Annotated in this window: 18 protein-coding genes and 1 pseudogene; 10 read left to right on the top strand and 9 right to left on the bottom strand. The window is 60.6% G+C overall.

What is annotated here, in order from left to right:
• Window positions 1-83 precede the first annotated feature (83 nt).
• Window positions 84-1283 (top strand): serine hydrolase domain-containing protein, encoded by a 1200-nt coding sequence (locus F8G81_RS06100; RefSeq protein WP_267278115.1) that lies wholly within the window; start codon window positions 84-86, stop codon window positions 1281-1283.
• Window positions 1284-1487: 204 nt separating this feature from the next.
• Here the strand turns inward: F8G81_RS06100 and F8G81_RS06095 are convergent.
• From F8G81_RS06095 to F8G81_RS06070, 6 genes and pseudogenes are all read right to left on the bottom strand, one after another.
• A pseudogene (locus tag F8G81_RS06095) lies at window positions 1488-2371 on the bottom strand (sulfurtransferase).
• Between the two features lie 81 nt (window positions 2372-2452).
• Window positions 2453-3070 carry a CGNR zinc finger domain-containing protein gene (locus tag F8G81_RS06090; protein ID WP_267278114.1) on the bottom strand — a complete coding sequence of 206 codons (618 nt, stop codon included), beginning with the start codon at window positions 3068-3070 and terminating at the stop codon, window positions 2453-2455.
• A 56-nt stretch (window positions 3071-3126) separates the two neighbouring features.
• Window positions 3127-3915, bottom strand: coding sequence for an enoyl-CoA hydratase/isomerase family protein (locus F8G81_RS06085; RefSeq protein WP_267278113.1), 789 nt, complete (start codon window positions 3913-3915; stop codon window positions 3127-3129).
• A 56-nt stretch (window positions 3916-3971) separates the two neighbouring features.
• A complete protein-coding gene (locus F8G81_RS06080; protein ID WP_267278112.1) occupies window positions 3972-5186 on the bottom strand; it encodes an alpha/beta fold hydrolase in 1215 nt (404 codons plus the stop codon).
• Entirely contained in the window at window positions 5187-5909 is a 723-nt protein-coding gene (locus F8G81_RS06075) for a flavin reductase family protein (protein WP_267278111.1), read from the bottom strand.
• A 173-nt stretch (window positions 5910-6082) separates the two neighbouring features.
• Window positions 6083-7252, bottom strand: coding sequence for a thiolase family protein (locus tag F8G81_RS06070; protein ID WP_267278110.1), 1170 nt, complete (start codon window positions 7250-7252; stop codon window positions 6083-6085).
• 286 nt (window positions 7253-7538) lie between these two features.
• On the opposite strand from F8G81_RS06070, the gene F8G81_RS06065 reads away from it, so the two are divergent.
• From F8G81_RS06065 to pip, 4 genes are all read left to right on the top strand, one after another.
• The gene (locus tag F8G81_RS06065; protein WP_267278109.1) at window positions 7539-8432 is read left to right on the top strand and encodes an alpha/beta hydrolase; all 894 of its coding nucleotides are present in this window, start codon (window positions 7539-7541) and stop codon (window positions 8430-8432) included.
• A 35-nt stretch (window positions 8433-8467) separates the two neighbouring features.
• Entirely contained in the window at window positions 8468-9319 is an 852-nt protein-coding gene (locus F8G81_RS06060; protein ID WP_267278108.1) for an MBL fold metallo-hydrolase, read from the top strand.
• Window positions 9316-10350, top strand: coding sequence for a TDT family transporter (locus F8G81_RS06055; protein WP_267278107.1), 1035 nt, complete (start codon window positions 9316-9318; stop codon window positions 10348-10350). The genes F8G81_RS06060 and F8G81_RS06055 overlap by 4 nt, the downstream gene beginning before the upstream one ends.
• Window positions 10351-10466: 116 nt before the next feature.
• The gene (gene pip, locus F8G81_RS06050) at window positions 10467-11441 is read left to right on the top strand and encodes a prolyl aminopeptidase (protein WP_267278106.1); all 975 of its coding nucleotides are present in this window, start codon (window positions 10467-10469) and stop codon (window positions 11439-11441) included.
• 200 nt (window positions 11442-11641) lie between these two features.
• Here pip and F8G81_RS06045 read toward each other — a convergent pair whose 3' ends face one another.
• Complete coding sequence (locus F8G81_RS06045) at window positions 11642-12916, bottom strand: MFS transporter (RefSeq protein WP_267278105.1); 1275 nt, start codon at window positions 12914-12916, stop codon at window positions 11642-11644.
• Window positions 12917-13628: 712 nt separating this feature from the next.
• Here F8G81_RS06045 and F8G81_RS06040 point away from each other — a divergent pair.
• A complete protein-coding gene (locus tag F8G81_RS06040; protein WP_267278104.1) occupies window positions 13629-14354 on the top strand; it encodes a hemerythrin domain-containing protein in 726 nt (241 codons plus the stop codon).
• Between the two features lie 149 nt (window positions 14355-14503).
• Here the strand turns inward: F8G81_RS06040 and F8G81_RS06035 are convergent, their stop codons facing one another.
• A complete protein-coding gene (locus F8G81_RS06035; RefSeq protein ID WP_267278103.1) occupies window positions 14504-15346 on the bottom strand; it encodes a DUF6994 family protein in 843 nt (280 codons plus the stop codon).
• 240 nt (window positions 15347-15586) lie between these two features.
• Window positions 15587-16210 (bottom strand): DUF4230 domain-containing protein, encoded by a 624-nt coding sequence (locus tag F8G81_RS06030; protein WP_267278102.1) that lies wholly within the window; start codon window positions 16208-16210, stop codon window positions 15587-15589.
• A gap of 324 nt (window positions 16211-16534) precedes the next feature.
• On the opposite strand from F8G81_RS06030, the gene F8G81_RS06025 reads away from it, so the two are divergent.
• The 4 genes from F8G81_RS06025 to F8G81_RS06010 all read left to right on the top strand — a co-directional run bounded on the left by F8G81_RS06025 (window position 16535) and on the right by F8G81_RS06010 (window position 22050).
• The gene (locus F8G81_RS06025) at window positions 16535-17845 is read left to right on the top strand and encodes a hypothetical protein (RefSeq protein WP_267278101.1); all 1311 of its coding nucleotides are present in this window, start codon (window positions 16535-16537) and stop codon (window positions 17843-17845) included.
• An 80-nt stretch (window positions 17846-17925) separates the two neighbouring features.
• Entirely contained in the window at window positions 17926-18153 is a 228-nt protein-coding gene (locus F8G81_RS06020; protein WP_267278100.1) for a hypothetical protein, read from the top strand.
• A gap of 612 nt (window positions 18154-18765) precedes the next feature.
• On the top strand, window positions 18766-20829 hold the full coding sequence (locus F8G81_RS06015; protein ID WP_267278099.1) for a DUF262 domain-containing protein: 2064 nt from the start codon (window positions 18766-18768) through the stop codon (window positions 20827-20829).
• Window positions 20830-20940: 111 nt separating this feature from the next.
• Window positions 20941-22050: a DNA cytosine methyltransferase gene (locus F8G81_RS06010; RefSeq protein ID WP_267278098.1), complete on the top strand. Its 1110-nt coding sequence runs from the start codon at window positions 20941-20943 to the stop codon at window positions 22048-22050.
• The last annotated feature ends 69 nt before the right edge of the window (window positions 22051-22119 follow it).

Genomic DNA, 22119 nt, shown 5'->3' with positions numbered 1-22119 from the left:
GCTACGAGGAACATCAAAAGTGCCGGTGCAGCTGGCCGTCTCTCGAAGTCCAGGTGGGGACCGGCCTGCTGAAGGGACATAAAATGCAGACAGCTTTCAACAGTCTGATCTCGATCCGCGTTGCGATCGTCGCCACTGCAGCCATGTTCTTGTCCTCAATCGGAGGCTGCACGGCCGCGCCGGATCCGCCTGACCGGCAGTCCCCGGCAGAACAATCCTCGCCGCCGCCGGCCTTCGCCTCCGTTCTGGAGAAGTACACCGAGGATGTGGTTGCTCTCGGAGCCCCGTCGGTCCACATCCAGATGAATTCGCGGCTGGGGGAATGGTCCAAGGCGGTCGGCTTCCGGAGCCTTGAGAACCAGGAGCCGGCGCAGCTGACGGATCAGGTCCATATCGGCGACGTCACGATGTCGATGGTGGCAGTTTCGGTCATGAAGCTGGTCGATGAGGGTAAGATCCGGCTGGACGAACCGATTACGCAGTATCTTCCGGAACTGCGCGACGTCATCAACGCCCCCGATGCCGTGAGCGTGCGCAGCCTGCTGAACCATCGGTCTGGAATGCCCAGTTATTGGGAGATCCTGCTGAAGTCCACACCGATGCGCGAGGTTCTGGCCAAACGCATGTCCCATGAGGAGCGCTTGGCGGTCGCGGCGACCGTCCCTTGGGGAACACGGGCGGACACACCCGTCGGGGAGCCAGTTAGCGAGTTCAGCTACTCAAACTCGAACTATGCTGTCTTGGGCCTCTTGGTAGAGCGGCTGCGCGGCCAGGGCATAGGAGATGTCCTCGATGCTGAGGTTGCAGAACCACTGGGGTTGCAGGATACCCTCATGACGCGCGCGGAATCTGCTCCACAGAAGATGGCCCATGGATACGTACTCCTGGGAGGCGAACGTGTTGACACAACACTCCCCGCACACGACATCGGTAACGCTGACAGCGGAGTGATTTCTACGGTCGCAGACCTCAACACTTTTACGGCCGCACTTGTGCAGGGAAAATTAGTGAAGGCCGAAACCGTAAAAGAAATGCACTCTTCAAAGTACGAGGATTATGGCTTGGGTCTCACTCTTTTCGGTGATGCCTGCTCCGATAGCAACTATCTCGGCCATGTTGGGGACGTTCCGGGATACGGGACCGTTGCCCTGACCAGTGCCGATGGCTCCCGGCAAATAGCGATGGCGGTGGCGCTACCACCCGCATCGCCCCGCGAGGAGTTCGATCCGCGTGTGAACCAGATGGTAGACGTAGCCCTCGAAGCGCTCAACATGGCTTGCTGACCGGTTGGCCAACGCAGAAATCTGATCGAGTATGGCACCGTACATCGGATGAAATCGGGTCACCATCGAAACGTACTCTTGCGGTACGAGCCATTCAGCCAGCACAAGAGGCGGGTCCTCCGGCACCACTTGCGCCGCCAGACGACCCGAACACTTGTCTATAGGAACATCTCCGCCATACAGCCCGCTAGTGCGGGCACCGAGTCAGGAACTACCTACAGCTATGGGAGCCCGAACAGCGTTGCCCCATTCGGTCCAGGAGCCGTCGTAATTCCTCACCCTGTCCATGCCCAGCAGGAAAGTCAGCGCAAACCACGAATGGCTTGAACGCTCGCCAATGCGGCAGTAGGTGATGACTTCATCGTCGGCCTGCAGTCCGACTTCGTTGAAGTAGATATCCTCGAGTTCGCTCCGCGGCCGGAAAGTCCCGTCGTCGGAAACAGCCCGCGCCCACGGGACATTGCGCGCCCCGGGGATATGCCCGCCGCGGAGGACCCCCTCCTGCGGGTAATCGGGAATTGACGTGCGCTCACCCGTGAATTCCTCAGGGCTGCGGATGTCTATCAGGGGCAGGCCGATGTGTTCCTGGACGTCATTCTTAAACGCCCGGATGGACGTGTCGTCCCGCGTGACCACCGGATACGGCGCTGCGCTCCTGGCCGGCGCAGGCGCAGTCTCGAGGGGACGCCCTTCGGAAATCCACTTCTCACGCCCGCCGTCGAGCAAGCGGACGTCAGGATGGCCAAACAGCCTGAACACCCACAAGGTGTAGGCCGCCCACCAGTTGTGCTTGTCACCATAAATGACCACGGTGCTGTCCCGTGAAATACCGCGGGACGTCATCAGGTTGGCAATTCCTGGCCCGTCAAATAGTCGCGCATCACCTGGTCGTTCAGGTCTGTATGCCAATCAATTTTCACGGCCGACGGTATATGGCCCACTTGATAAAGCAGCGGATCCTCGTCCGACTCCACGATGACCAGCCTGGGGTCGGCCCTGTGCTGCACAAGCCATTCGGCCGTGACCAGCCTGTCGGAATGTGCGTACTCTGCGATTCGGTCAGAATTGTCTGGAGGTAAAGCGTGCATTGAGGTCCTTTGATGGGATTAATAGCCCGTCAGCGAAAAGACCTCCCCCTGCCAACCTGTTCATCCACGAACAGGAACGGGTCAATTCACGAGCTTTGATTCATGTTTTCGCGCCCGGTGCGCCCGAAGGTTCGCCGGGTTGCCGCAGATTTTTACGTCATGCCACACGCCGCTGTTGTTGCGTGAACGGTCAAAGAACGCAACCCTGCATTTTTCGCTGCGGCAGAGTTTGAGCCGGTGCCAGGTTCCTGCGAGCTGGGCCTGGAAAATCTCTGTCATGGCCAGGGATTCAATGTGCCCGGCTCCCGCTCCCTGCGGTTCTGCCTGGACCGTTCCATTGGATTTGAGCTTCAAGGACGTGGCGGTTGTCCAGACTGTGGGCAGGGCGTCGACGTCGGAACTGACGACGGCGGCAGGGTCGCCTTCGGCGTTGAGCGTGCCGGCAAGTTCATCACGGAAGTACCGCAGATGTTCGAGGTCGCGTTCCGTGAGTTTGACGTCGACATAGCGCCTGCCGGTTGCCAGTGCCCACTGTTGGAGCCCCGCATCCACCCAGGCCTGGGCGGGCCCAAGGTCAAGCAGTAGATCGGACCGTCGCGGCTTTCCGGCGGATTTTGTGTTGAGCAGGTCATGCACAAAACCGAGCCCGCCAGGAGCACTTTCCATGTCATAGCGCCGCGTCGCTTTCCAGTCGCTCACTGCATCCTCTTTCGCCAACTTTTAGGGCACTTGGCCAACCACTAGCTTAAAGGCCTTCAGCGTCCTTGAAATTCCAACACGGGCCGTGGCCGTCCGGCTTTCAGGGCTTCCACTGCCGAGTTGAGCCCCACCTGGGTGTCTTCGCGCTCAAACAAGGGCATGGCGATATCAAACATGGCCTGGTCTGCCGCAGCGACGCCGCCCAGCGACCAGGTCCGCAGCAGCGCCTTGTGCGCGGCGTAGGCCCGAGTGGCGCCGGTGGCGATTCGCTGCGCAAAAGCCAAGACTTCCTCGCGGAGCTTGTCATCGGAAACCACCCGGTTCACTACTCCGGCGCGGCTCATTTCCGACGCCGGCACTTTCTCCGAGGTCATGGCCCATTCCGCTGCCCGTGCCTTGCCCGCCCTTTCTGCCACCCGGTAGATGCCGCCCAGGAGGGTAACGATGCCAAGAGTCTGCTCGGGATGCCCGAACTCCGCTGACTCTGCGGCAAAGATGAGGTCGGCCCGCAGGGCGAGTTCAAATCCGCCTCCAAAGCAAAGGCCCTGGACTTCGGCAATGACCGGCATCGGCAGCAATTCAAGCTGGTTGAAGACTGACATGTAGCGCTCAAACAAGGCACGCAGCTCCCGCGTTTCGGCCCCTGGCCACGTCATGATGTCACCTCCGAAGCTGAAGTCCGGGCCTTCAGATCGGATGATCACCACACGGGCGTCACTGCTGCCGATGGCGGTGACGGCTTCGGAAAGCTCGTCCGCCATCTGAAGGTCGATTCGGTTCTGGGGCGGATTGTCCAGGACGATCGTGGCAATCTGGTCCTGGACAGTGAACGTCAGGTGGGTCATTGGCTTAGGCCCTTTCGTTGTGGAAAAAGTTGTGTTCCGGCTGAGTGCCGCACGATTCAGTCCGCGGAGTAGAAACGGGATTCGCCCACGGTCTTCCCGATCCGCTTACCGAGTTCAGCCGAAAAGCGGAGCGCCGCGTCAAGCGGCCGGTGGTGGATGGCGGCTGAGACGATCTGACCGTTCTCGTCCTTGGTGAGGATGGTGACTCCGTAGAGCTTGAGTCCGCCGAACGCCGTCGCCTGCCACTCAAGATAGGTGCGTGCACCATTAGCGGTTTGGTGCGTGAACTCCAGGGACTCGTAGACGGAGCTGGCTGCGCTCATCGCCGTTTTGACGTTCTCCCGGCCGGTGATCGGAGACCTGAGGACAGAAGCCTCAAGGACAACGTCGCGGTGGAAGGCCTCGCCAAAGTCGTCCGCGGACTTGCTGGCAAAGGCGTTGATCCAGCCTTGGGCGCCGGCTGCGTCAGGCGCACTGGCAGATCCTTCCGAAAGTTCGTTGAGGAACCGGCCGATGAGTCCGGCCACATTCTGGGGCTGCTGGACGTGCGGCCAGTGGCCCGCACCGCTGAGTACTTCCTCCTTCACGTGCTGGAACCGTGGGGTGACCGCTGCGGACACCAGGTCGGCGGTGGCGAACCCGTCGGCTTCACCGCGGATTATTAGCACAGGTGAGCTAAATTCACTCTTCTCAGGGGCGCCCGGAATCCCCTCGTTCCAGCAGTCAACAAGGTGGGTCACAACTTCCGGGCGGATGCGGCTGCCTATGGAGGTGAGCTTATCCAGCCCGGATTCATTCAGCCCGCCGCCCAGGTACATCCGGACGCCGCGCTGCGCTTCTACATCCCCACCAAGATGCCGGAAGGAACCCACAGCTTCCTCCGGAAGGTGTGTCCCTGCCAACGGCACGGGCGTTAGGAATACTGCGCCCAGCACCTTGTCCGGGTGGCGGACACCAACCAGCTCGGCCACGAGCGTGCCCATGCTTTGCGCGACGAGTACCACGGGCTTGTCCAGCCCGGCAACGACGCGATCGACGTCGTCGGCGTACCGCTCCAGACTGTAGGGGCCCGCGTCACCGCTCCGGTCCCCCATCCCTGCCAGGTCCAGCCTCAGCAGTTGGGCGTCCGCGGTGGCGAGTTCGGAGACGACGTCGTCCCAGACACTCTGATCGTCCAGGAAACCGTGGATGAAGAGCACGGCCACATCGCCGCTGCCCGTCGTTGTGAGAGAAGGATCCTGCTCCTGCAACTGCTCCATTACAGTGCTCATTTACTGCTCCTTGGTGAGGGTGGAACCGGACGCCGACCAGGCTGCCGTATTGATGGGTGACCAGTCATCCGGCTGACCGTCCAGCCGTGCCATGCGCTGCTTGTGCTTGGACTTGAGGAGGTCCTCCTCAAGGGGTGTGGTGAACACGTTTTCAACCAGGGTGTATTCAGCCGCCAGCCGGCCCACGGCGGTGACCGCTGCGGTATCAATCCGGCCCCGGTCCAGGTACAGCTCGTCCTTGACGTGGAACCGGACAACTTCGCCCCAGACGACGTGATCGTTCATATCGCCCACGGGAATGATGCGGTTGACGATGCATTCCATCGCGATGGGCGCGTCTTTAATCCTGGGTGCTGACACGGCCTGTGACGCCTCCTTTTCAAGCCCCACCGCTTCAAACTCGTCGATTCCCGAGGGGAATTCGAAGGCGGAGGAGTGCAGGGCGTGGGCCTGTGGAAGCGTGGCCACGTTGACCACAAAGTTTCCCGTGTCGCGGATGTTGACGAACGTGTCCTTGAGGGTCCTGCCGTCTGAGCGTGGCTGCAGCGAGATGGAGACCATGGGCGGCTTTCGTCCCACCGCCGTGAAGAAGGAAATGGGGGCGAGGTTGGCCACTCCGTCTTCGGAGATGGTGCTCACCCAAGCAATGGCCCGGGGAATGATGCTCCCGATGAGGAGCTTGTAGGAGTCGACGGCGTCGAGATCTGCACTGTTGATGATCATTGAGGGCCTGTATCTTTCCCTGTCAGTATGTGGGGGCGTTCCGAAGAGGAAACGCGACCTGAGGCTGCATCGGCGCGGCCCGCGGTGGTGGAAGTGTTAGAGCTTTGATTAATCAGCTGAAGTAAGCGTACCTATTTTACCTATGTCATTCAAGAGGTCTTGTCAGAATTCCCTTAGCGCTCCAGAACAACAGCGAGGCCCTGCCCCACCCCGATGCAAATAGCGGCAACTCCAACCCCTCCCCCGCGGCGTTTCAGCTCCCGCGCCAGGTGGATCAGAACGCGGGAGCCGGACGCGCCCAGCGGGTGTCCCAAGGCCAGCGCGCCGCCATGGATATTCACCTTCTCCGGATCCAGGTCAGGCCACAGCCGCAGGCATGCCAGGCTTTGGGCCGCGAAGGCCTCATTGAGCTCCACAACATCCACGTCTGCCCAGGTCTTCCCCGCCCGGGCCAGGGCCTGGTTGGCAGCCTCCACTGGCGCAATGCCGAAGATGTCCGGATCGTTGCCGGCCACTCCACGTGAAACGATGCGCGCCAGGGGTTCCGTGTCCAGGGCGCCCTCCCGGCCGATGAGCATGGCTGCTGCACCGTCATTGAGCGGAGACGAATTGCCTGCAGTGACGGAACCGCCGGCACGGAATGCCGGAACCAGGCCGGCAAGGGCTTCCTCAGAGGTGGCGGGGCGGACACCCTCGTCGGTGAGGAGCTGCGAATCGGGGTGAGGCACCACCTCGTCGTCGTAGATTCCCTCGGACCAGGCCTTGGCGGCTAACCGGTGGCTACGCACGGCAAACTGGTCTTGTTCCGTCCTTGAGATGCTGAACTTGTCGGCGAGGTTTTCCGCCGTTTCGCCATTGGAGATGGTCCATGCCTCGTTCATCCTGGGGTTGACCATGCGCCAGCCCACCGTCGAACTGTGCAGGGTTTCGGGGCCGGCAGGAAAGGCCCGCTCTGGTTTTGCGAGGATCCAGGGCGCCCTGCTCATGGATTCGACGCCGCCGGCTACAACCAGGCTGGCATCTCCAATTTCCACCGCCCGGCTCGCCTGGATGGCAGCCTCCAGGCCGGAACCGCACAGCCGATTGACCGTGACGCCAGGCACCGACGTCGGAAGCCCGGCCAGCAGCGCAGCCATGCGCGCCACATTGCGGTTATCTTCCCCCGCACCGTTGGCGTTGCCCAGAATCACCTCATCAATCCTGTACGTTTCGAGCCCCGGCTGCCTGCCCACCACCTCGCGGATCACATGTGAAGACAAATCGTCGGGGCGGATGCCCGCCAATGACTTCCCGAATTTTCCGAAGGGGGTACGGATCCCGTCATAAATGAAGCTGCCTGCCATCGTTCTGCCTTTCGTTGCGCATGCGTGAAGAAGATCTGGAATGGGTGGCCGGCCCGCGGCCGTGAGAGGAGCATACGCCTAAAAGCGTTGCAAGACATAGTCTAACGCTGTACGCTTATTTCACACCTTGTACCCGCAAAGGCTGGGTTTTCTGGCTGGAAACCGGGACGCAGGCCCTTCAAGCACCACGCAACTGATCCGTTCCAATTTTTCCCGCGGCGCGCGGCGTGGCTCCCGCGGTTCCACACCTACCCGGCCGCGAGTGCTGGAGAGAAAAGAGAGACTCATGGCAGAACGACTGGATGTTGAATTCACCGCCGAGGGAGACATCAAGCTTCGTGCTTGGCTCTACATTCCGGATGGGCCAGGGCCGCATCCGGCCATCACCATGGCCCACGGCTATGCGGGCACACGCGCCCACCGACTGGATGCATATGCCTCCCGCTTTGCCGACAACGGATTTGTGGTCCTGGTCCACGACCACCGGAATTTCGGCGCCAGCGAGGGCGAACTCCGCCACGACATCAATCCCTGGCAGCAGATCAAGGACTGGCGCCGGGCGGTTACCTACCTTGAGGGCAGGCCCGAGGTAGACGCCTCCCGCATCGGCCTGTGGGGGTCCAGCTACTCCGGCGGGCACGCCCTGGTTCTGGGAGCAACCGAACCCCGGCTGAAGGCAGTGGTCTCCCAGGTGCCCGCCATCAACGGCCATGTGGCCGGTTCCCGGCGCGCGGTGGGCGATGCCAGGACGGCGCTGGAACAGTCCTTCGTCGACGACGAACGGGACCAGGCCGCGGGCAAGGCACCCCGGATGATCGCTGTGGTGAGCAGCGACCCAAGCCAGCGTGCCGCGTACCGGCTGCCGTCCGCCGTCGCCTTCTATACACAGCCCGGCCCGGAAGAATTTGGCTGGGACAACACCGTCACGTTGCAGTCCACGCGGGCAGCGCGCCTCTACGAGCCGGGAGTCTGGGCTTCACGGGTGTCGCCGAAGCCATTGCTCTTCATCGTGGCCGAGGATGATGAACTGACCGGCACGGACCTGGCCCTGGAAGCCTACGAACAGGCCCAGGAGCCTAAATCCCTGGTGATGCTTCCGGGCGGCCATTTCGAGCCGTACGTCGAGAACTTTGAAGACTCAAGTTCCGCCGCCCTCGGCTGGTTTTTGCAGCACCTCTAAGCCACCACGAAACTTCAGGGAAAGCGACACATACTATGGCACCCACAACCGAACTGGCTTACGACGTCTTCGTCTCCGGCACCCTGCCTCAAACAGGACGGGGGACCCTCCCGAACGGGGACCCGCGCATCTGGTCCCCGCTGTCCGCAACGCTGATCTCCGGACGGGAGAACGCGGTGCTGGTTGACCCGCCCATGACGGTGGAACAGACACAGAAGGTGGGCGACTGGATCGAGGCATCGGGGAAAAATCTCAGCCACATCTACATCACCCACGGCCACGGTGACCACTGGTTCGGCGCGGGCCCGCTGGTGGAGCGGTTTCCGGGTGTGAAAGTGCTGGCAACCCCGGGCACGCTCCAGGAGATGGAAATGCACGGCTCCCCCGGGTTCCGCTCCTCGTTCTGGGACTCGATTTTCCCGGACCAGATTCCGCCCACCACCACGGTGACCCAGCCAGTGGAGAGCGGGTCGTTCGAACTCGAGGGTCATGAACTGCGGATTGTTGAAGTGGGCCACACCGATACTGACAACACCACCATGCTGTTCGTTCCATCCATCGGGCTCCTGGTAGCTGGGGACGCGGTCTACAACGGGGTCCACCCCTACCTGACTGAATCGGAGAACGGCGGCCTCGAATCTTGGCTGCGGGCGCTGGACATCGCTGAGAGCCTGGAGCCAAAGTTCGTGGTGGCCGGGCACAAGAACCCCGCATTGCCCGATCTCCCCGGACAGATCCAGGAGACCCGCAGCTACCTGCAGGACGCGTCGAAGCTCCTGGCCGAAAAGCCGACGCCGGAGGAGTTCTTCTCGGCAATGCTTGCCCTGCACCCTGGCCGGATCAACCCCGGCGCGTTGTGGGGTGCGGCGCTGAAACTGCTCAGTTGACCAGCCGCCAGGCGGCCACGATGGAGCCGGCCGCGCCGGCCTCGGAAGCAGTTGTCCGGCCCGATGTCCTGGCCGAACGTTCGCCCAAGCCTTCGATGCACCCCTTCAACCTGTTTGCCATTCCGCTGGGCATCACCGGGTTGGGGGGCGCCTGGCAGGCGGCCCGTGTGACTCTTCACGCCCCGGCGTGGCCGGCTGAAGTCTTCTACGGGATCAGTGCCGCCATCTGGTCCGTCCTGCTTGTCTGGTACCTCGCCAAAAGTTTCCGGTCCAGGACCAAGGGGCACTTCGACAAAGAACTGAGACACCCCGGAACCGGCCCGTCGGCATCGTTCATTCCCCTGGTGGGCATCCTCCTGAGCAGCCACTACATCGAATACAACAAGGTGTTCTGGTCCGCGCTGTGCCTGTTCTTCATCATCGCCCTCACGCTCCTCGGAGCCAGGCTTCTGGCCCTCTGGGTAACCGGCGGAGTGACCCTGGAGTGGGTCCACCCCGGTTACCTGCTGCCGGTTGCTGCAGGTCCGTTCATCGCCAGCATCGGCTTCTCCACCATGGGTTGGCCCCAGGTGGCTGTCGCTGCCTGGGGAACCGGTGGATTTTTCTGGCTGATGATCGGGACTGTAGTCACCGTCCGTTTCATGGCCGGGATTGAAATGCCGGACGACCTCAAGCCCGTCCTGGCCGGATACCTGGCCGCCCCCGCCACCGCCTGCGTAGCCTGGATCGTCATCCGCCCGGACGGTTCCGGCATCATCCAGCTGGGCCTCACGGGAATCCTCTTCATGATGATCCTGATGCAGGTTGTCCTGATCCCCCAGTACACCTGCCTGCCGTTTTCGCTGACGTTCTGGATCTTCACCTTCCCGGTGTCAACGTCGGCGAACTACGGCATCAGATGGCTCGGAACCCTCGGCGTCTCCGGCTCGGATCTGATCTCCTGGGCCCTCGTAGGCCTTGCCACGGCTTTTGTCCTGGGTATCGGAATACGGACGCTCGTCCATGGTGCGCCGGCCAAGAGACGTCGCTGACGCTTCCGCACACCCGTAACCACAGCAAATCCGGCGCGGACGCGCCTAAGTCAACGTCCGACGTCGGGGGCTGGCGTTGTGGGAAAAGCAGCGACAGCTGACAGTAGGATCGGAACGTGCCTTACCCAATCCCTGATCCCTATGACTCCGGAATGCTCGATACGGGTGACGGCCACCGGATCTATTGGGAGGTTTGCGGGAACCCTGACGGCAAGCCGGCCATCGTCCTTCATGGCGGGCCGGGGTCCGGGGCCGCGCCGTGGTGGCGCCAGTACTTCGACCCCGAGCGCTACCGCGTTGTCCTGTTTGACCAGAGAGGCTGTGGCCGCAGCCTGCCCAACGCCTGCGACGACCTTGCCGGTCTTGAAAACAACACCACCGCGGACCTGCTGAGAGACATGGAGCAGCTGCGCGAGCACCTTGGCATCGATCAATGGCTGCTCTTCGGCGCCTCATGGGGATCGACCCTTGGCCTGGCCTACGCGGTGGAACATCCCAACCGTGTCTCGGAGCTCGTGCTGTGGGCGGTGGTCACTACCAGGGCCAGCGACGTGGCCTGGCTGACGCACACGATGGGGCAGATCTATCCGCAGGAGTACGACGAATTGCTGGCAGCCGTCCCCGCTGCCCAGCGGGACGGCAACATCGCGGCGGCCCTCCATGAGCTGCTTCGATCAAGCGATCCGGACGTGAGTGGCGCTGCCGCACTTGCCTGGTGCAAGTGGGAGGACCGCCTGTCCACCCTCAGTGGTCCGCTTCAGCCAAGCGCACGTTTCCAGGATCCGCGGCAGCGTCTTGGCTTCGCCAGACTGGTCACGCACTACTTCGGCAACCACGCTTTCCTCGATGATGACGCGATCACAGGCCGCCTGGACCGGCTGAACAACATTCCGGCGTACTTTTTGAGGGGGCGGCTGGATATAGCGTCACCGTTGAGAAGCGCCTACGAGGTTGCCGGCAGACTGCCGCTCGCAACGCTTGAGGTGGTGGAGGCTGACGCACACGGCGGCGGAGACAACACCCAGGCCAGGCTCGTCGAGGTGCTGGACAATTTCGCCGGATCTCGTCGCGGGACTTCGAACCGGCTTTGAACACGTCACAGCTTTGTGCAGGTTCCACCCTGCAGGAAGCGGCATCTGATGAGGGCGGCTGCCTCCGCCAACAGCCCGAGCCACCCTGCTCCGGATCAGGAGCAAGGTGGCTCGGGCTTCTGTACCGCTGCGGTGTTGTGACCGAGGGCCGGTCACCGATGGTGCTATTCGGCCGACGTCGGGTCGGGGAACCTCAGCTGCTATGCAGCTGCGGCCGAACGCCGGGTGGTCATAGCTTTCACTGCAGCCACGGCCGCGGCTCCCGCCAGGAGCGGTATGGCCAGGGCGAAGAAGATCTGGTCCACGCCCCATCCGGCGCCCAGCATCACGCCACCCAGCACACCGCTGACGATGGAACCGGCTTTGCCGAAGCTGTGCATCCATGACACCCCGGTTGCGCGGGCCTCGGTGGGGAAAACCGAGGTGCTCAGGGCATTCATGCCGCTGTTGGCCCCCACCAGCACCACGCCGATGGTGAAGCCCAGAACAAGCAGCAGGGGCAAGGTCAGGTTGACTGATGCAAGGATCCAGGCCGCTCCTGCTGCCAGCGTGAAGGCCGCACCCAGGGATACATATTTGCCCAGCTTCTCCATGGCAAAACCGATGGCCAGGGCTCCGATCACACCGCCGAGGCCGAACATGGACACCACATTGCCTGTGCCCGCGGCGTCGATGTTGAGTTGCTTGACGATGAGCGGCAGGTAGTTCAGGAACATGTAGACCACCGCGGCGCAAATGAAGTAGCAGAGCCAGATCAGCAGCGACACCACCACAAGTTTCCTGGACAGTACCGCCCGGACGCCGCCAACCGGCTTGGCACCGCCCACGGGGGCTGCGCCTGTCAGGTCAACCGTCTTCATGTCGAACCCGGGAATGATGGCGCCCAGTACCTTCGTCACGTTTTCTGTCCGTCCTCCCCGTCGGATCATGAAGACGGTGGATTCCGGCAGGCCCCATACCAGTGCGGGCAGAAGAATCAAGGCGAGGACTGTTCCGGTTCCGAGCAGCCACTGCCAGCCCAGGGTGGGAATGATGGTTGATGCCAGGAAGCCGGTGATGACTGTCCCCAGTGGGAACCCGGTGAACGTGATCGCCACGATGGCGGCCTTCCGCTTTTCGGGCGCGAACTCGGCCACGAGCGTGATGACCAGGGGCATGACGGCTCCCAGGAACAGGCATGCCACCACCCGGAAGATTCCCAACGACAGGTCGTTTTGTGAAAGCGCGCCGCCTAACGTGGCGAGACCGAACCCGGCCGTGCCCACGATAATCGGGAGCCTTCGGCCAATCTGGTCAGACAGCGGGCCGGCAACCATCGAACCGACGGTGAGCCCCACCACCCCCAGCGTGACCATGGTTGTCACCGTTGCCAGCGAGGTACCCCACTGGGTGACTATTTGGGGGTAGATAAATCCCCACAGGCCGATTTCAACTCCTTCCAGGGTCATGGTAAGGAACCCGAGAAGGATGATCACGCGCCGCCTGTTACCCAGTGGCGCCTGATTGAGTAGTCCCTGAACGGTCAAGCGGGGGGACGCTGAGGTCAGGAGGCCGGTCGTCTTTGACGCCTCGTTGGCTATTGCCATGTTGTTCGCCTTTCTGATGCACGCCGTCGTTGGCATGCGTGAGCTGATGCGAAGCTCGTAGTGCTCAGTGAATCGTGGGCTCGCAGCCTTGGATGAGCGGTTGCCGTCTAGGTTGTTTCCCTGTGCCTTGCTCATGGCAACCGAACCTTCAAGTGTGTTCGGGGACACAAGGGGAACTCTGCGATTGAAAGAAGCTTAGGCTATACAGGTCTTTCATACAATGGTTTTTTTATAAAGTCTGACCCGCTGACGAAAGTGCCTACGTAGTTACGCTTCTGTTGCAATTGCTGCGAGCACTTTGGGCAGCACGATCAAGAACGCCCTCACCGCGGACTTGCGGATTCTGGACTGCGTCACGACGCCGAGATCCCCCCTCAGCACGAAGCCTCCTCGCGATCCAAGACGGCGGCACGGGGCTGCAGGGGCGGCAATAAGCAGCTGACGACGGCGCGGCGGCCGGCACTTCCGCTGACCGTTCCCGCCGCTGTTGTTCAGTCAGCCGTGGCTGGCGAACCGGCCATTGTGCGGCGGACGGGCCAGCGATACGATGCTGCCGGGGAGAGGTCCTGGTCTCGCACGTCGACCGTTAGGGGCCAATCCAATGACTGATTTCTTCACCATGCAGCCCGGCGAGACCGCAGCGCCGCTGCCACCGGGACCCGTCCTGTGTCAGGGAACGGCAGGCATGCGGCGCATCCACCGCTTTTTCCTCTGGGCGTACGACGAGGCGCCGGGACTGGTGCGCTCCGCCGCAGCCGGCGACACCGCCCGTGCCGCTTATGTGGGCGACGTGCTGGGGAACTTCGACAAGGTGCTCCATATGCACCATGAGGGCGAGGACCAGAGCATGTACCCGCAGCTCGCGGAAAGGGCGCCGGCGTGTGCGTTGCACGTAGCGCAGATGCTTGAGCAGCACCGGCAGGTGACGGACCGGCTCCAGGGCATCGAGCCGGTCCGGCTTCGCTGGATGGAGACCGCAGACGCAAAAGCCGGCCGGGAACTCGCTGAGCGCTACGAGGACTTAAAGACTGTTCTCAACGTTCACCTGCGCCGCGAAGTCACCGAGGTGATGCCCGTCGTGGACAGGGTGCTGACCGAGAAGGAATTGCAGGAGGGCGCGAAGCACGGGATCGATCAGCTCGACAGGAAGTTCCTGGTCGGCTACCTCGGGATGGTGTTGTCCACGAATCCACCACAAGACCAGAAGGAAATGTTAAAGGACATCCCCGCACCGGTCCGCCTTGGCTACCGCCTCGTGGGTCGCAGGATGTACCGAAAACAGTACGCGACACTCTTCCCGGGGCGCCCGATTCCCAAGACGCTGTAGGCACCGCCCGGGCGGCCTGATCGCTGCCCAAGAGGAGTGGAAGGTATTTCGGATTTAAGGCCCTTGGAAGCGAGTAAGCTTCCGACCAGGCGCTTCCGGCGATACGGGGAACGCCTGGTCTCGTTGAAGCCCGGCAGCCCGGACATTCCTCACGGGCAGTGCAGTGTCGCAGCTACTTCCTTTTGCCATGCGTCGATCCTGCGATTGCGTGCGCTGATGAAATCGTTGCTGCATCGTAGGTAGCTGAGGTACTCCTTCTCGTCACTCGGAACGGCGTCCTTTGCTCTGAAATTGCCGAGCGGGTGGAAAAAGTCGACGGTCTTGCCGTCATCCTTTAGGAGATCCTGCAGCAGGAAGAAGTCGACGTACCCGCTGAAGGTCTCGAACAGGGCGAAGAAAGCCTCGTACCGTGCTAGGGGCTCCGCAAGGGGGTTCGGCAGCTCACCAAGATAGTGGCGACGGATGCACTCCAGGGTCAGGTCGGGGCGATCGGCGATTCTGGGGTGGAATCCGCGCGCACCATTGATTGTCATCTTTCTGCCGATCCTGTTGCCCGGGAACACAAGAGTGCTTCCGACCGTGTAGCCGATGTACTCAGGCAGGTCCTCGGCCAAAATCCCTCGTATGACTCCCGCCGCCTTGCCGCGCAGCCTGGTGGTGAAGGCCTCGCTGGCGAGGAAGAACACACCCACGGCGGATCGGTGCACGAGATAAGCGCCGGGCTCGGGTCTCAGATCGAACCGTTCACCGCAGGGCAACTCCTTGTTCCACAGCAGCTGGTGGTACTCGAGCAGTTTCTGGCTGTATTTATCAGGGTCCTTGCCGTCCGGAGTATCCCAGTGGAAGTCGAAGGTGGTGTCAACGCAGGCGGTCATTCCGTGCATCCCGTCTGCTCGACACGTAGGAGCCCGAACGCAGCCGTCAGCGCAAGGGCTGGTATTGACCTTTTGTAATTCATTGTTGGAGACCCCCAAATTGTCCGTGATGCGCATGATGCGTGAATCCTCTCACGCGATACCACGAGCAAAGCCGGTCTTGATCCAATGCTGTGTCAAAGCTGAGACGACATGGCTGGGTCCCTGTGCATCTTGGTCTGATTGCCCCATCTGGCCATCGGGACGCCGAAGCAGCGGGTGACTTTAGCGCAGGCCACCCGGCGAGACGGACTCGTAACTCACCACCGTCGATATGAGGGTTGGAACAAAACGCTGGTCCATCCCGGCCTGGCAGGACTAAGCGTCGTCGAAGGTGATCTGGATTCCGAGCGAGCCGAACATGCCGGTAAGCATCGACTTGGTGTTCTCGGTGGCCTGCTTCCGGAGGTCTGATTCCTCCGCGGCAGTGGCCATCTTGGTTTCGGCGAGCTTGTAGATCTCTGTCTGCGCGGGCGTCTCAAAAGCATCGACGATCCGGTCGAAAATGCCGCGGTCCTGATCGTAGATGTACGACCGGTCAAAGTTGAGGTTGGGCTTGTCGAGTTTCGGCTCGGGCAGCCGCACCATCACCGACTTGCCGTCTGCGGATAGCGCCAGATCCTTATCGGCGAGGCCGGAAAGGTCGATGTAAGTATTAACGGTGCCCGCGGCGACAAACAATGTCCGCTGACCGGCGATGATGTCGGGCATCCACGCGACGTCGTCCTCGATATCGAGGACGAGCTCAAAGTTGCCTAGTGCAGCGTTGTACTGGCTCAATTCCTGTACAGATTTCAGAAGCACGGGCTGGCTACGGTCGGTCCGACTCACTTGGAACGGGTTGGAACCGAACATGTTCACGACACCGAGCCCGGTCAGCGCCACCGCCACGAGCGCACCAGCCACAACCAGCGCGACACCCTTCAACAGCTTGCCGATCATCGGCCCCTCATCCCCCCGGTGAAACGCCTTGGAGCCGTTCCGATTAGTTGCCCGTCCGGCGGGTGCCGGGTGGGCTAATGCAGCCTTAGTGTAGCGTTTGTGAACGGCTTGGCAGGCGTGTGACTCTGGGGTGCCATCGCAACGGCGGGGCGGGCAGTTACACCCCGCGCTTTTCCGTAGGCAGCTAGTCGTTCATCTGCACGCCAGTGTGGGACGATAACGAACGGCGTTGGCGTGTCGGCACGAGTTTGGGCCTGCTCTCTGAGCGCCGTATGCGTTGCTACCGCCACCTATGGTGGACGTCAGTTCGGGAGGGGACAATACGTGACTACTGATAACCAGGATCTCGTGCCGGTATGGACACTTGCTACGGAGGCCGTGAGCGTGTCGAACGTGCTGGACGATGATGGCATGACACCGGCCCGTCTCGCCGAACTAAGAACAGTCCTAGCTGCACTTGCGGATTCCCCAGTTGTCACGTTGGAAGCGCATGCAATGCCGACGAAGAGCCAGCGGGACGGCGGGATACTCCTTCATGCAGCCAGTCCGCTCGCAAAGCAGTTATCGCACCTTGTGACGGAGACCGCGAAGTCGGCGCCTTCGAAGCTGAATGTCGCCGCCAGCGGTGAGGTCCTCTACCGAATGGTAGTTCCCGCAAAGGTTGCCGCGCAGGTCGGCAAAGGACTCGTGAATCCCATGGCTTCGAAGACAGTCGCAGGAGGCGTTTACAGCGCGCTGCGCGACTCCACCGGCGTCGTGGCTAACGCCACTTTTGTGCCCGTTGCTGGCAAGGCCGCTGCCGCAGGCGCTGCAACCGGTTCGGCCGCCACCGCTGGTTTGGCAGTCGCTAGTGCCGGGGCACTAACAGTGGCTGCGCCTCTTGTGCTGATGGCCGTCGCCGTCAGCGCCAGCGCCTACGCCGATCACCAACGGCAGCAAGCGATCGAACGAATCACCGATCTTCTGGAGCAGTTACACGACGACAACCTCGAGAGCGAACGCAACGAGCTAGATGCCTGTCCTGAAGCGATCGACAAGGCGACGTCGATCCTCCTCGACCAGGGCAGAATAGGCCTGTCGCTAGGACTGGATTCGTCATCGCACGCGATCAGCACCGCGATCGCAGCAACCCGTCGGCGGCTCAAAAAGTGGCAAGCTGCACTGGATTCACTGCCCGACGGTCCGGTCGAAGTCGGGGCATTGACGAAATCATTCCCCGGTATCAACGAGGAAGGCGGCGCATTCCGCGCACACCTCGAGATTGCCCGGCTCGCCATTGCACTCAAACGCCGAGTGCTCGTGCTCCAAGCAGTTGAACACGCTCAACTCGACACGAACAATCCATTTAAGAGCTTCATAGGGTCATTGCGCGACGACGAACGCGGCATAGATGAGTTGGAATCAGGCATTAGCTCAGTTCTATTTCGTATTTCAAATCTCGAGTTGAAGCGCGACGGCGGTTTTCGGATCCCCGCGTTCACGCCGGGCGAGGTCGACCAACTACTCCAGGCTGCATATCGTCTTCGCGCCTTTGGCGACGACCGCCACGTGGGAATCCACGAGGCTGACGTTGCGATTGAGATCGAACGAAGCAGCGACGGATCGCTCGTCGTTTTCCCTGTAGTCGCAGCCTAAGGAAGTCGTCACACACGACCGCCAGAGTTTTGCCCAGTGCTAGTCCCGCTTGACGAACTACCGACCTTACGGAGAACACTATGTCTGGAAAAGTGGACAAGGCTGCAGCTGTGTTGAAGAAAGGCGGAACTAAGGCAAAAGCTGGCGGAGCAAAGCTGTACTCGATCGCCACGGACCCAGAGATGCAAGCCAGGAGCAGAAAACTACTCGACGACGGCAAAAAGGTTTATCGAGCCGCGACAAGCCCCGAGGCCAGGCGGGCGTACCGTCAGGCCTCGGAGCTTATAAAAAAGGCGCGGAAGAAATAGCCTTGAATCATTCCACTCCCAGTGTTCAACTTTGGCGAATGGATACGCTGCATTGGGCAGACTTCGGATGACACTGGGCGTCATTCCAATTCGTTGGAAGTAATTGGATGAGTCATCCGAAGCAACGTATAACCGCAGCTGGCATTCCAGGTGGTCGTATCCGGTGTGGCGTAGCTCTGAAGGAACTCTTGCCGAAGCAGCAGCAGCTCGCGTTCAAGATCGTACACCGGGGAATCACGCTCGAGTGCAAGTGGGACCCTCGGGATGGGCCTGACCCCAACAGATCCGGCGTTCTCTCGATCGGCAAGGCGTCACTGCAACAACTCCTGAAAGCTGACGACATGTCGACGCTGGAAGTGATCGACGGCCTCCGCATTCCCGGTAGCTCCGGTAACTCCGGCCAACCTAGACAGCTGAGCTCTGGCGGTCTCTCACTAACGGGCGATCTTCCAACGATCTTCAAATAAAGGCAGCGGTTTTCGCAGCACAATTCATCAATTCAGGGCTGCGCCTTACCGTTGGGATACGCATAGACATCTACTATGAAGTTGTTTTTGTAGTGCACCAACTGCAGATCAGTTGATCTCGAGGCAAAACGATGGAGAGCTATCCGTGGACTTGAAGGCTGATAAGAAGTCACTGAAGGCATTGCTATCAATAGAAGAGCAGCAGTTCCGCATACCGCCTTACCAGCGCCCCTACTCGTGGACTTTCGAGCAAGTTGACGACTTGTGGGGGGACCTGCTGGAGAACGCTCGGTCCGGTCATTTCCTTGGATCGATAGTTATGACCACAGAGGATGAAGATCGCCCTCTTGTCATCGACGGACAGCAGCGCTTAACGACTCTGATGCTATTGCTTGCTGCCCTACGCGATGAATGCTTCGCCCGTGGCATGACTAAAGATGTGCAGCGGATCGAAAAGCGGCTGACTGCAGATGACCTGGCCGAGGGTGACGCATACTTCAAGTTCAAAACCGGCTCCGCCAACTGGCCAGTCTTTCGCGACTTCGTGTTGAGGGGTCCCCACGATCCTCAGCGAAAGCTCCTGGACGAGGAATCTTCTTTACAAAAGGAAGTGCGCTCGCGGAACAGACCACTTCTGGCCAACTTGAGGAGACTGCGAGGTCATCTCGCCGGACATCTCCAGTCTCTGCCACATAATGAAGGTTCAGCTTGGCTGCGGTCGTTTGAAAAGAACCTGATGGAGAAGGTTGAGATCGTAGTAATCGAAGTTCGCGACCTCGCTGACGCCTTCCTGCTATTCGAAACTCTCAATGACAGAGGCTTGCAGTTGTCGGCAGCAGACCTTCTAAAGAGCCACGTTCTGGGCCAGATCGCCAAGAACTCATCGGACGAAGACGTGGACGCTGCCTCCACGGACTGGGACAAAATGCTCGAGAGCCTTGGCACCCAGGTCGATGTGAGTCGCTTCTTGAGACACTATCTTTTGGCTACGGTGCCCTCTGTCCGAAAAGAGGAAGTCTTCGGACATTTCAAGACACTGGTTGCGAGCAGGGGCGCGACCTGGGTCTTGGATGATCTTTTAGTTTCCGCCACCTATTACGGCGAATTTGAGACGCCAAGCAAAGTTACCTATGAACCAGCTCGAAGGGTACTCACCGATCTTCAAACTCTTCGCGCTAGGTCTTGCTATATCGCACTATTGCCTGCGCGGCGCTACCTGTCCGAAACGGACTTCGTCGAGTTCGCTCGGCTCGCCGAGGTCGTAACTTTCCGATACAGCAGCGTGGTGGGGCTCGGCACAAACGACATAGAAAGGCGGTATAGAGACGCCGCTCAGCTGCTCGTTGAAAGTGAGGGTGGCCGGGTGGAGGACGCTCGGTCTCTTCTCATCGGGGGCATCCCCGATAGCGAACAGTTCCTTGCTTCGTTCCAGACCCTCAAAATGGGCAGACAATATCTCTTGCGATATACCCTGCAGCGCATAGAGGAGACGCTCTCCTACAACAAGGAACAACAGTTAAAGGACTCCAGCTCGGTCCACATCGAGCACATAATGCCACAGACGCTATCCGCAGACTGGCGGGACGACTTGGGCGAAAACGTTGATCTGCATTCCGACTACGTGAACCGCTGGGGAAATCTGACTCTCCTATTTTCCGGGCTGAACATTCCTGCGAGCAATAAGAGTTTTGCCGACAAGAAGACGCATTACGCTGAATCTCAAGTGACTTTGACCACTGCACTCACGAACATTCCCAGTTGGGGAGTTGACGAGATCGAGGAGCGGCAGCGCTGGCTCGGTCAGTTATCAGATCAAGTCTGGCCCAAGCCCCCCTCTGCCGACCGGTCACTCCGAGAAGTCCCTACGGGCACGGTGGCACACTTCCAAGCCGAGCTAGGTCCACTCTGGGAACACGTCGAGCCGTACTGCATTGAGACAACTAGCGAAGAGCTAATGCAGCTCTCCGAACTATTGCCCGCCCATTTACTGGGCCACCCTGTCCACGGGGAAACCGGGACAGGGCTGGCCCGTCGTGTTGAAGTGCTGCTAGCGGACTGGGACAACTTTGACGCAGCTCAAAGGAGAATAGCGAGGGGCGTCACAACGTACTTTCTCGCGACAGATGACGCGATCTCGGACGACCGGCCCGACGGGTTGGACGACGATGAAACAGTCATCAGCACGGCAGAGAGGATCCTGCTCAGTTGAGCTCCCTGTTGCCCTCTTACCAACTGCTACGGGCCAAACAGCCTAGACCCGTTTCGCCCTTCGTCGCAGTGCGCTTATTTCGTCTGCCATGCCGGATATCCTTAGTCCACAATGAGTAGAGATCCTGTTAGCAAGTCCGCACCCTACGCACGAAAGAAGACCCCCAACTCCATCACCGTGTTGGACCTCTTCTCGGGAGCCGGCGGACTCACTCAGGGGTTCTATGCCGCCTCTCCTCGATTCGTTACCGAACGCGCCGTGGAGTTCGAACCGGCGGCGGCGGCATCGTTCGCGGCAACCTTTGGCGACAAAGTTTACCCAGGACCGATTCAGGACTGGCTAGGGAACGAAGCTGTTCCCGAGGTAGATGTTGTCATTGGTGGACCGCCGTGCCAGGGGTTCTCGCAGCTTGGCAAGCAAGACCCGGACGATGTTAGGAACCAACTCTGGCGCCCGTACGCTGAGGCGCTTCGCCGGGCGAAGCCGAAATATTTCATCGTCGAAAACGTTCCAGCCTTCAGCAAGTCCCAGCAGCTTCAGGACTTCCGGGATGCTACCGGTCCGGAAGGGCTCATCCGGGACTACGACTTCCAATGGCACGTCCTCAACGCAGCGGACTATGGCGCACCGCAAGCACGTAAGAGAGCAATTCTGATTGGTCACCACCGGGACTTGCCCTTCCCCGGCTTTCCGATGCCCTCACATGTAGGTCGTCATCGTACAGTCCGGCAAGCACTCAAAGGCGTGATGTCGCGGGTATCCGAGACGAAGCTTCCGGAGCGCACAACACAGTACGCCGGTAGGACCTTCACGGGATCATTTCAAACGTCCGAGCTTCATCTTGGCCGTGACTACGCAGAACTGTCGTTGAACAGGTTTGTTAACATTCCCGCAGGCGGCAACCGGTTCGATCTGCCCAAAAACCTCAAAGCAGCCTGCTGGCTGAAGCACGAATCTGGCTCCGGGGATGTCATGGGCCGAATGCATTGGGATAAGCCTTCAGTCACCGTCAGAACCGAATTTTTCAAGCCAGAAAAAGGCCGATATCTTCACCCCGTCGAACACCGTGCCATCACCCACCTTGAAGCCGCAAAGCTCCAGGGCTTCCCGGACGATCGACTGTGGGTCGGGTCCAAGACCGCGATCGCCAAGCAGATCGGCAACGCAGTTCCGACAGCCCTTGGACGCGCCATTGCGGCTCAACTGCTGCAACATTTCTAGTAGATCGAGCCTAATAAGCCTGGCTTAGCATAAATGTCACATCTGGATGGTAAATATTGTCTTGAAGAC

Source organism: Arthrobacter sp. CDRTa11 (assembly GCF_026427775.1).
Lineage (GTDB): Bacteria > Actinomycetota > Actinomycetes > Actinomycetales > Micrococcaceae > Arthrobacter.
The sequence above is the reverse complement of the archived record's forward strand: the minus strand, read 5'-3'. Positions and strand labels throughout refer to the sequence as shown.